Source organism: Kitasatospora sp. NPDC047058, from assembly GCF_040643935.1.
Lineage (GTDB): Bacteria > Actinomycetota > Actinomycetes > Streptomycetales > Streptomycetaceae > Kitasatospora.
Window position 1 is genome coordinate 17,928 of record NZ_JBEYVJ010000084.1, and the last position, 9,820, is coordinate 27,747.

The 9,820-nt window shown below is 70.7% G+C and carries 12 protein-coding genes; 6 read left to right on the forward strand and 6 right to left on the reverse strand.

The genetic code is table 11. From position 1 onward, the window contains the following. Window positions 1-28: 28 nt before the first annotated feature. Complete coding sequence (locus tag ABZ885_RS15795) at window positions 29-892, forward strand: protein phosphatase 2C domain-containing protein (protein WP_360188023.1); 864 nt, start codon at window positions 29-31, stop codon at window positions 890-892. Window positions 893-1,012: 120 nt separating this feature from the next. Here the strand turns inward: ABZ885_RS15795 and ABZ885_RS15800 are convergent, their stop codons facing one another. Beyond that, window positions 1,013-1,504 (reverse strand): hypothetical protein, encoded by a 492-nt coding sequence (locus ABZ885_RS15800; protein ID WP_360188024.1) that lies wholly within the window; start codon window positions 1,502-1,504, stop codon window positions 1,013-1,015. A gap of 187 nt (window positions 1,505-1,691) precedes the next feature. Between ABZ885_RS15800 and ABZ885_RS15805 the strand changes: the two genes are divergently transcribed. Further along, entirely contained in the window at window positions 1,692-2,408 is a 717-nt protein-coding gene (locus tag ABZ885_RS15805; RefSeq protein ID WP_360188026.1) for a HEPN domain-containing protein, read from the forward strand. A gap of 204 nt (window positions 2,409-2,612) precedes the next feature. On the opposite strand, the gene ABZ885_RS15810 is transcribed toward ABZ885_RS15805, so the two are convergent. Genes ABZ885_RS15810 through ABZ885_RS15825 form a run of 4 tightly spaced genes read right to left on the reverse strand, consistent with a single transcriptional unit; the run spans window position 2,613 to window position 5,563 of the window. Then, window positions 2,613-3,446: an aminoglycoside phosphotransferase gene (locus tag ABZ885_RS15810; protein WP_360188028.1), complete on the reverse strand. Its 834-nt coding sequence runs from the start codon at window positions 3,444-3,446 to the stop codon at window positions 2,613-2,615. After that, window positions 3,427-4,284, reverse strand: a complete 858-nt coding sequence (locus tag ABZ885_RS15815; RefSeq protein ID WP_360188030.1) for an aldo/keto reductase — start codon at window positions 4,282-4,284, stop codon at window positions 3,427-3,429. Before ABZ885_RS15815 ends, ABZ885_RS15810 begins: the two co-directional genes overlap by 20 nt. Next, a complete protein-coding gene (locus ABZ885_RS15820; protein WP_360188031.1) occupies window positions 4,194-5,408 on the reverse strand; it encodes a cupin domain-containing protein in 1,215 nt (404 codons plus the stop codon). Before ABZ885_RS15820 ends, ABZ885_RS15815 begins: the two co-directional genes overlap by 91 nt. An 8-nt stretch (window positions 5,409-5,416) precedes the next feature. Continuing rightward, entirely contained in the window at window positions 5,417-5,563 is a 147-nt protein-coding gene (locus ABZ885_RS15825; protein ID WP_360188033.1) for a hypothetical protein, read from the reverse strand. Window positions 5,564-5,916: 353 nt separating this feature from the next. Here ABZ885_RS15825 and ABZ885_RS15830 point away from each other — a divergent pair, with 353 nt between their 5' ends. After that, a complete protein-coding gene (locus ABZ885_RS15830; RefSeq protein WP_360188035.1) occupies window positions 5,917-6,651 on the forward strand; it encodes a phytanoyl-CoA dioxygenase family protein in 735 nt (244 codons plus the stop codon). Between the two features lie 114 nt (window positions 6,652-6,765). Here ABZ885_RS15830 and ABZ885_RS15835 read toward each other — a convergent pair whose 3' ends face one another. Continuing rightward, window positions 6,766-7,212 carry a hypothetical protein gene (locus ABZ885_RS15835; RefSeq protein WP_360188037.1) on the reverse strand — a complete coding sequence of 149 codons (447 nt, stop codon included), beginning with the start codon at window positions 7,210-7,212 and terminating at the stop codon, window positions 6,766-6,768. Between the two features lie 90 nt (window positions 7,213-7,302). Here ABZ885_RS15835 and ABZ885_RS15840 point away from each other — a divergent pair, with 90 nt between their 5' ends. The 3 genes from ABZ885_RS15840 to ABZ885_RS15850 all read left to right on the forward strand — a co-directional run bounded on the left by ABZ885_RS15840 (window position 7,303) and on the right by ABZ885_RS15850 (window position 9,710). Next, window positions 7,303-7,935 carry a helix-turn-helix transcriptional regulator gene (locus ABZ885_RS15840; RefSeq protein WP_360188038.1) on the forward strand — a complete coding sequence of 211 codons (633 nt, stop codon included), beginning with the start codon at window positions 7,303-7,305 and terminating at the stop codon, window positions 7,933-7,935. A 262-nt stretch (window positions 7,936-8,197) separates the two neighbouring features. Continuing rightward, a complete protein-coding gene (locus tag ABZ885_RS15845; RefSeq protein ID WP_360188040.1) occupies window positions 8,198-8,461 on the forward strand; it encodes a DNA-binding protein in 264 nt (87 codons plus the stop codon). 1 nt (window position 8,462) lies between these two features. Then, window positions 8,463-9,710 (forward strand): site-specific integrase, encoded by a 1,248-nt coding sequence (locus ABZ885_RS15850; protein ID WP_360188042.1) that lies wholly within the window; start codon window positions 8,463-8,465, stop codon window positions 9,708-9,710. Window positions 9,711-9,820: the final 110 nt, after the last annotated feature.

A 9,820-nucleotide genomic window follows, 5' to 3' on the forward strand; every position in this document is an offset into this window, starting at 1 on the left:
CCCTCCAGCCCGCGAAGGACAACCTCCTGTGCCACCCACCCCTGCCCCGCCCCTGCGTACCGGCGAGCGGCCCGGCCGCAACGACCGCCCCAGCGAGGACCGCATCCTGGCCACGCCCTCCGGCGACGCCTTCGTGGTCCTCGACGGAGTCTCCACCCTCTCCGACGACCGCCCTCGCGGCGGCTGGTACGCGGACACCCTCGGCAAGCTGATCGTCGACCGCCTCGCCGCCGGCTCGGGGGCCGAGCTGACCGAGGTCCTGCACGACGCGATCTCGGCGATCACCCGCGAGTACGCGCTGACACCCGGAGCCTCGCCCGCCGCGACGGTGTCCATCGTGCGCCTGGGCGACACCGTGGTGGAGGCGGCCGTGCTGGGCGACAGTCCCGTCGTGGTGATCGGCCGCGGCGGTCAGGTGCAGGCGCTCACCGACACCCGGCTGGCCGAGCTGGTGGAGACCCGGCCGCAGGCCGCCGAGTACCGGCGGCGCCTGGCCGCGGGCAGCGGCTTCGACACCAGGCACCACCAGCTGCTGGTCGAGCTGCGCGACGCCCAGATGGGATGGATCAACCGGCCGGGCGGCTACTGGGTGGCCGAGGCCGTCCCGGAGGCCGGCCGCCAGGCGGTCACGGCCATCTGGCCGCGAGCCGAGATCGCCCAGATCCTCGCCGCCACCGACGGGGTGTCCAGCGCGGTCGACGACTACGGCCTGTACTCGTGGACGGAGCTGGCCACCGCCTGTCGCGCCGACGGGCCGCAGGCCGTGGTCGACGCCGTCCACCGGGCGGAGGAGCAGGATGCCGACGCCCGGGTTTGGGCCCGCTACAAGCAGAGCGACGACAAGGCCCTCGTCCACCTCGACCTCGCGCCGGGCGTCACGTCCGCCGGCTGAGCCCGCGCACGCACCTTCCGGGTGCGAGCGGCACCGCTCGCACCCGGAAGGCCACCGTGGTCGCGGGCTCTGGCCCGGCCGGCGGGGCAGTGGGCTCCCCGCCGGCCGTGCGGATCGCGGTCACTGCCGGGCCGGTACCTTCGCGTCCGTGTCGTCCAGTGCCCAAGCCAGCCACTCCAGGCCCCACTGGAGCGGGGTTCCGCGCCGGTCGGTCAGCGCGGCCGGGACCTCGAACATGTCGGGCAGCGGGATGTGCTCGCGCAGCAGCGGCTCGGCCAGCGGCGCCAGCCACTCGTACCCGGGGACGCCACTGTGACCGGCGACGAACGCCTCGACCACCGCGGCGGCGCGCACCGGGTCACCGACCGTGGCCCGGATCTCCGTCTCGGGCACATCACTCACCCGGCCGGCGTGCTCGTCGGCAGCGGCCAGCAGGAGCAGCGCCAGCGCCTGCAGTCCGTGGACGGCGTAGGAGTCGTACGGGCCCTCGTCGTCCTCCCAACGGGGTTCGACCAGTTCGGCTCCCCGCCACAGCGCGTCCGACCAGCCGGCCGATCCTGCCGGCACCGCCAGCGCGCCGGCCCTCCACCACAGCCTCTTCTTCTTGACCACTTGCATCCCCTTCTCTGCAGCCGTGCCCTCACTATGCCTGGCCACGTGCAACGGTTGCCGCCGCTCCGCCCGACTCGGCAGCCTTGCGCCGGGGCCAGGGGAAACCGACGGGTTCCAAATTCCTTCTGGGGCATGAAGGTTGAACCAGTAGGCTCCTCAGCTGAGGAGGGTCAGGTGGCCTTCGGGATTGGGTGAGGAGACGCGGATCGTGCAAGCGTATGGGCAGGCCCACCGGAGCCTCCTTGACGATGCGGTGCCCGACATCGAACGGTTGGTCGAGTTCCACGAGAAGGAGACCGGGACCGGCCGGGGCTACCGTCGGCCGGACATCCAGGTCGTCAGCCGCTCTGCGGTGGTGCTGATCTGTGCCTCGTGGGAGGCGTTCTGCGAGGACCTCGTGGTGGAGGCTCTCCAGCACTTGGCCGATCACTCGCCGAACGGCCTTGCGCTCCCCGACGAGGTCAAGAAGACCTTGAAGGCCAGTCTGCTCGCGGACAAGCACGAGCTGGCGATCTGGAACTTGGCCGATGACGGTTGGCGGACCGCGCTCAGGGATCGCGCGACGTTGATTTCCAGCGACGACGACCGCTCGTTGAACACCCCGAAGCCCGCACAGGTCAAGGGCTTCTTCAACAAGTACGTCGGGATCGGCGACATCACGGCCTCCTGGGCGTGGCACAAGAACGACCAGGAGCGCACGAGCAAGCTCTTGGAGGACTTCGTCGTCCTCCGCGGTTCCATCGCCCACCGGCGGTCGCCGGCGGGCGGAGTCCGGAAGAAGAAGGCGACGGACGGGCTGGATCTGGTCCAGCGCCTGGCCGCGAAGAGCGCCGAGTGCGTCAGCGAGCACCTTCTCAAGCACACCGGGACTGCCCTCCCGGAGTTGGACCCACCGGTGACCTGATTCTCGAACTCAACCCCGCCCAAACGTCGTTCATGGCGCGATCGGGTCGGGGGGCCAGCGAGGCGGCCGTGGTCGGCTACCAGACGTACCCGGTGCCGGGGCCCGGCCACCCTGGAGCCGGGCCGGTTTCCGGTCGGCCTCGCGCCGGGCAGCCTCCTGGCAGGCAGGCAGGCAGGCAGGCACGCAGGCAGGTGGGCGGCTCGGTCAGGTGAGTTCGGCCAGGAGCTGGTCGGCGGTGCGGGCCATGGTGTCGGTGTGCGGCCCCGGGGCACCGGTTCGCTTGTGGGCTCGGGCGGTGTTGGCGCACAGCAGGAGGCGGGACAGCCGTCCGGAGCGGGTGGTCAGGACGTCGGCGAAGAGGTCCAGGACCTTCTCAGCGACGGCGGGCTGTGGGAGGGAGGCAGCCCAGAGGCAGGCGGCGTCGAGGCCGACGGGGGCGTTGCCCCAGTCCTCCCAGTCGAGGACGGCGAGGTCGGGGCCGCACAGGTTGGCCCAGCCGAGGTCTCCGTGGGCACAGGCCCAGTCGGTGACGGTGGTGTCGACGGTGTCGCCGTAGATCTCGCGGATCCGTGCGGTGAGGTGGGTCTGGGGCATGCAGAGGCGGTCGGTGGTGTGGCCAGCGAGCGCGTCGAGGGCGGAGTGCAGGTCGGTCCACCACTGCTCAGGCAGGTGCGGGTCGGTGGTGAGGTCGGCGCGGTGGGAGATGGAGCGGGCCGGGATGTGCGTCATCTCGTCGGCGCGCCAGACCACGCCCAGCGTGCTGTCGGTCCAGGAGGCGGCGGCGAGCCACTCGGGCCGGGGAACGCCGGTGAGGGCGGCGGCGGCTTCGAAGCCGGTCCAGCGCTGGCTGTTCAGTCGGTCGGGCCGTCGCCAGGCCAGCCGGACCCAGGTGCCCGCCGCGGTGGGGAATCCGGCGCTGCCGTTGTGGGCCGAGTAGTGGCCGACCTTCCGCTGGAGGGTGCAGCCCAGGCGGCTCTCGGTCGCCTTCAGGACCTCCTCCAGGTCGACGGTCGACAGGTCATCCAGGTTCTGCTGCACGGGCGTTGTCCCCTCCTGCCTCGCGGTGTTCTCGCACCGTAGCGGCTTCGCGCAGCAGTGTCCGGTAGCGGGCGAGAGTGTCGGGGTCGGTCTCGATGTCGCGGGTGGCGGTGGCGAGTTCGGCGAGGTGTGCGGGGTCGGAGGTGCCTGCGGCGATCCGCTCGACGGGGGGTGTGCCGTAGGCGATGGCGAGGGCCGCTTGCAGGGCAGGTGCGGTGCACCGTCGGGCGAGGAAGGGCCTGGTGTCGAGCTGCTGCCAGAGGGAGTCGGCGGGGTTGCCGCCGAAGGGGGCCATGCCCCAGCGGTGCCGGGGGCGCAGGCGTTCGGCGAGCCGGTCGCCGGCGTCCAGGACGTGGGCGGGGACGGCGAGTCCGGAGCGGGTCATCAGGACGTCCGGCCTGGGTACGCCGTCGAGGTGGGCGAGGAGCGGGGCGGGGTTCCAGGTGGAGACGCCCCAGTGGCGGATGCGGCCCCGCTCGCGCAGGCGGGCGAGTTCCTCGGCCGCCCGGGCGAACCCGGCCGGGTCGTGCTCAGGGTTGTGCAGGAGCAGGGTGTCCGGGGAGCGGCCGAGGTCGCGGGCGGCCTGGTCGGCGGCGGTGCGCAGGCGGGCGGGGTCGAGGTCGTGGCCGCCGGGAAAGTAGCCGATCTTGGTGGTCAGGTCGAAGCGGTGCAGGAGGGGGCCGGCCTGGTCGGCGAGCACCCGGTGGGCCTGGTGGTGCTGGTAGTTGGCGGCGGTGTCGAGGGCGGTTACGCCGAGGTCGAGGGCCGCGGCGAGTAGGTGACGGCGGGGACCAGCCCGGTATAGCCCGAGGGCGAGTCGCCGTTCAGCGGGGCGCACAGGCCCTCCTTCACGAGGTGGTCGGCGAGCGCGGCCAGGTCGGTTCCGCCGTGCGCCAGGTGGACCGGGTGGCCGGACAGCAGGGTGCGCAGGGGCTGTTCGGCACGGGAACGGAAGGTGAGGCGCTTGCCGCCGGCGACGACCAGGACGCCGTCGGCGGTGGTGGTGATCTCGGGTGCGAACTCGGTGACCGCGGCGACGGCTTCCAGCGGGCCGAGGGCGGGGATGTGCGGGAGGTGGCGGGCCGGCGGGGTGCTGGCGCGGGTGGCCGCGAGGTAGGTGGCGGGGTCGTGCTCGCGGGCGAGTTCGGCCAGGCGCCCGACGAGCAGGTCATTCGCAGGCACGCCGTCGGCGGTCTCCAGGTCGGTGCGCATGAGCTGGTCGGCGCGCGCGGTGTCTGCGAGGGCGGCGATCCAGCTGACCGGGGTGCGGCGGGTGAGGCCGAAGGTCACGTGGAGGGTGTGCCCGTCGTCGCCGGAGCCGACGCGGGTGGCGGTGTGCCAGTAGCCGCGGGGGATGTGGATCACGTCGCCCGGGTTCATCACCCCGGCCCACAGGACGTCCTCGGCGGGGGTGAGATTGCGTTCGGCGTCGCGGTACATCGGCACCGGCCTCGACGGGCCGCGGACCTCCCACGCCTTCTGCCCGGAGACCTGGACGCAGATCACGTCGTGATCGTCCCAGTGGAGGCCGAAACCGGCGGTGTCGCCCACGCCCAAGTAGGCATTGACGGAGACGAGTTCACCTGACCACCAGCCCAGGGCGCGGCAGGCGACCTCCAGGGTGGGGTCGAAGGTATCGACGCTGTCGAGGACCAGCGAGCCACCGGCGGACAGGATCCGCCCGAGCGAGGCCATGTCGGCCTGCTTAACCGCCTGGCGCCGCCGGTTGACCACCTCGGTCAGGTACTCCGAGGGGTGAAGCTCCTCGCCGGTGGCGTAGCAACGCAGCTGAGGGTTGGCCAGGTGCCTTCGCATTACCAGGTCCAGGAGGTGGTGCGGCGTCATCAGCCGGGCGGCCAGGTCCGGCTCCGGGAGCTGCCCGCGGGCGAACGCGCGCCCGATGGCGCCCGGCCCGTCCCAGCCCAGCGCCTTCTCGATGCCTGTGACGAGCCGGTGCTCCATGCGGTCTCCTAGCCTCGGGGAAGGTTCAGGTCGCGGTTCTCGCCGTCGTCGCCGGCGGAGTTGCCGGAGCTGGTGACGTCCGAGCGTTCCGCCTCGTAGCGGTCGTGCGCTCCGGAGAGCTGCTCGACTGCCAGCAGCAGGTCGTCGTCGTCCATGGGGGTCACCTCCCTTCCCTGCCCGGCGGGAAGACCGACCTCTGCCGCGCGAACGGCCTGACGCCCCGATGAGCAGTCTTCGAACGTAGGCGAAAGACAAGACCACCACAGCGCGGGAACCAGCCACAACCTGCACTCCTCAGAGCAGCTGCCGACCTGCGGGTCGACGCCGGGCGCGGCGCGGAGCCGCTGGTGGTATCCGACCGCGGCGATGGCGGGTTTCAGGCAGCCTGATCGCGTGACCTCGTCGCGTAGGTTGGCCACCCACCGGGTTCGAACACGGGGCCACTGTCCGGTGCCGGCTTCCGATAATTCGGTTGTCGGCATCGACTGCGCCGCGCTTCCATCATCGGATGGAGACAGTAACTCCCCAGCACATCAACGAGTTTCGCGACCGCGGGTACACCGTGGTGCCCGATGTCCTCACCCCGGGACAGGTAGCCGACTGGCGGGCGCTCGTCGGTCGGCACCTCGACCGGCAGCAGCCCGAGGACGGTCGGATCGGACCGTACTTCCTGTGGCCCGCGCTCGCCCAGGACCCCGAGCTGCGCAACCTGTACTGCACCAGTGCCGTCGCCGAGGCGGTCGAGCCCCTTCTGCGGGCAGGACTCTCTCTGCCGGAGCCGGAGGTCGCACAGTTGGCGGTCACCTTGCCCCCGCACCCGCACCACCCCGGCGCCCCACACATCGACGGCCTCACCCCCACCGAGGAGGACGGTCGCCCGGGAACGTTCACCGTGCTCGCCGGCCTGCTCCTGACCGACCAGCGCTACCGAGACCGGGGGAACCTGTGGGTGTGGCCGGGCACCCACCTGCGCACCGGGGCGTGGCTGCGTGAGCACGGCGCCGACGCGCTGGCCACCGCGGTGCCCTACCCCCCGGTCGAGCTGGGCGAGCCGTCACAGGTCACTGGAGCAGCCGGAAGCCTGGTCCTCGTGCACTACCTCCTGGCGCACAACATCGGCGGGCACTTCGGGACCGCTCGCGACGAGCGGCGGGAGACCGTGTACTTCCGCTTGCGCGCAGGCGGCCACCGCAGGCGCTGGCGCGAGGCCGTGACCGCTCCGTTGATGGAGTTCGCCGGCTGACGCGCACGGTCCGCGCCGGGGATGCGGCGCGACTACTGCATGCGTAGCGGCGGCAAACTGCGGTCAAGGACCGAGCGCTCCCTCGCCGTCAGGTGGAGGTATGCAGCGGCGGCATCACGCTACGGCCTGTTCGCTGGGCTCGTCGCTGAGGTGCAGCAGCCGCTGCAGCTCGCTCTTGCGGACCCGGTACTCCACCCCCAGCCGCAGCACGGTGCAGGGGTACTGGCCGGTCCTGGCGAGCTTGTAGCCCGTCGTGCGGCTGAGCGACAGCAGCGCGTTGGCTGTCGGCAGGGGGACGGCTGGCGGCAATTCGGCGAACGAGCGCCGGATGCCGGCATCGTCGACTCCGAGGAACTGGAGCAAGTCGGTCGTGATGACCCTGTGGCCGTCCCCTACCTGGATGATCCCGCACGGATATTGGCCGGTCCGGGCCATCAGGTAGCCCTTGGTCCGGCTCAGGGCGAGCATCCGGTTGGCGTCGGTCAGCAGCAGTGCCGGCGGGAGGCTCCTGAGGGCCGCCCGCGAGTACCGGGCTCCAGCCGAAGCCGCTACTTCCCTCACGTCGACCTCCAGGACATGGCGCGTTCTCTGTGAGAGAAACATCTATCACACCTTCCACGAGGGAAGCATTTCACGAGTTACACTTCCTTCATGACATCCCAGCCAGCCATCCAAGACTTCACCGCTCGAGTCGGCAGTGCGGTCAAGGCCCTCCGCACCGAGGTCGGCCTCAGCGCACCGGAACTCGCTGCCGCATGTACCGAGCTGGGAGTGCCGGTCGCCGGGAACGCGATCAACAAGATCGAAACCCTCCGTCGGGAATCCTTGAAGCTGGAGGAGGCCCTCGCCTTCGCTGTCGCGCTCGGGGTGCCGCTCGTCAGCCTCATCGTCCCGCTCGACGGTGAGGCCGAGGTCGACCTCCTCCCCAACCTCAGACTGCCGGTCTGGGAAGCCGCGATGCTGATCACCGGTGAGGACCCGCTCGAGGGCGCCGCCGCCGAAGACCGCTCCCACACCGTTCTCGCCATCTACCGTGAGCACGCGGTCGACGTCCGGACCGCCCTGATCTCGACTCGCGAGGCGCGCGAACGTCGTTCCCAGGCTGTCCAACACGAGGTCGGATCGGGCCGATATCAGCAACTGTCGCGCCAGGCATCTGAGTTCGAACGCATCGGGGCCGAGGACTGCCAGCGACTGCGGGAGACCCGCGCTCACATGCGAGAGCAGGGCCTGCACCCCTCACCTTTGCCGGCCGTTCTGGCCTTCATCGACTCGGACGAATAGGGCGAAGACTGCATGAAGGACTCCAGCATCCTGCTCCACTGCGGCTGCTCCGAAGGGCTTCAGGGCCAGGTACGTGATGCCGACCTGCTGCAAGGAGTGCTGCCACCAGCGCATGCTTGCGCAGGCGCGAAAAGACCGGGACTGGCCACCGACTCATCCCTGAAGCTCTCTCGGCCAGTCCAAGGATCACCAACGTGCACCAACTCTTCGCTCGACCCGCGGTCCCCGCGACGCACCCCGTCCGTTCCGGGGAGTGCGCGCCGTGAACGATCTGCAACAACCTGGAGGCGACACCGGCCTGCCCTCGGTCGTCGACCTGCTCCACAGCGGCTGGTACACCGCGGACGAGCTGGCGCCCCTCCTGAAGGTCGATCCGTCGACCCTCCGCCGCTGGCGCACCGCCAAGCCTCCTCAAGGGCCGCCCTTCGTCCGTCTCGCCAACCGGACCGTCGTCTACTCCATACCTGACACCCAGGCGTGGCTCGTATCCCAACGAACAGTTCCCACGAAACCGGAGGCCGCATAGCTTGGCTAACACCCCCGTGATCGTCCCGATCGCGATCGACCTGACCGACGACATCGAGTTCCGGCCGGACCGGCGCCCCGAGTTCCGGTATCGCGCACGTGTGCGGTGGTGGGATCCCGAAGGCGGCGGGCGAAAGTCGCTCTCCAACTCCGTTGCGTCCGAAGACGAGGCGAAGGATTGGATCGACCGTCTGCGCAAGGCGGCCAAGCGCGGAATCGTTCCGTCGCTCTCGAATGTGACGTTGGCGGACTACGGGGACGAGAACTGGGACCTGGCCATGCGTGGCCTGGAGCCGAAAACCCTCGACCCCTACCGGGCCGGGTGGAAGCTCCGGGTCGTTCCGACCATGGGACATGTCCCGGTCGTGTCGATGACCAACGGAATCACCGACCGGGCCCTGCACGCCTGGATATCCGACGAGGTCGGCAAGTCCTCCGTCAAGAACACCCTTGCCCCCCTCGTCCGTGTCATGGAGCAGGCCCGCCGCGACGGCATCATCGACCTCAACCCGTGCCGACTGACCGGCTGGCAGTCCCTGTACAAGCAGTTCGAGGACGAGCTGGACAACCCCCGCGCCCTCGCCCTGCCCGACTGGGACGCCCTCGACACCCTCGCCGAGGCGCTCGTCGCCCGTTCCCACGGCGCCTACCGGATTTGGGGCGACGTCGTCCGCTTCGCAGCGTGCACCGGCGCCCGCATCGGCGAGGTCTCCGGCGTCCGGGTGAAGGACATCAATCGCTTCGACTGGACGTGGGACCTCTGCCGGCAGACCACGCCAAGTCCCGGCGGACTCGTCGACAAGGGCACGAAGGGAAAGCGCCGCCGGACCGTCCCGATCATCGAAGAGATCCGCGACATGGTGACCTGGCGACTCACCGTCGTCGGGAACGACCCGATGGCCCGTCTGTTCACCGGCCCCCGGGGCGGGCGGATCAGCACGGCCGTCCTGCGCGATGCCACCCACTGGGACGAAGTCGTCATGAAGCTGGGCTACCACTGGTTGCGCCGCCATGGCCTTCGGCACACCGGCCTCACCTGGCTCGCCGACGCCGGAGTGCGCCTGCACGTGCTCCAGCGCATCGCCGGGCACGGGCAGATCACCACGACCCAGCGCTACCTCCACCCCTCGCACGCCGACTACGTCGAGGCCGGCAACAAGCTCAGCATCCACCTCAACGCGGGCCGAGAGACCGTGCCGGCAGATCCTGAGCCCACCGCCCCCCTCCGCCACCTCTACGTCGTCCGCTAACAGTTGTCGGGGGGTGCACCCACCGGGGGGGGGCCCCCCCCCCGGGCCGGTCCACACAAATGGTAACCCCAAACACCGCACCCCGCCCACACCCCCCAGCAGAGCAAGAA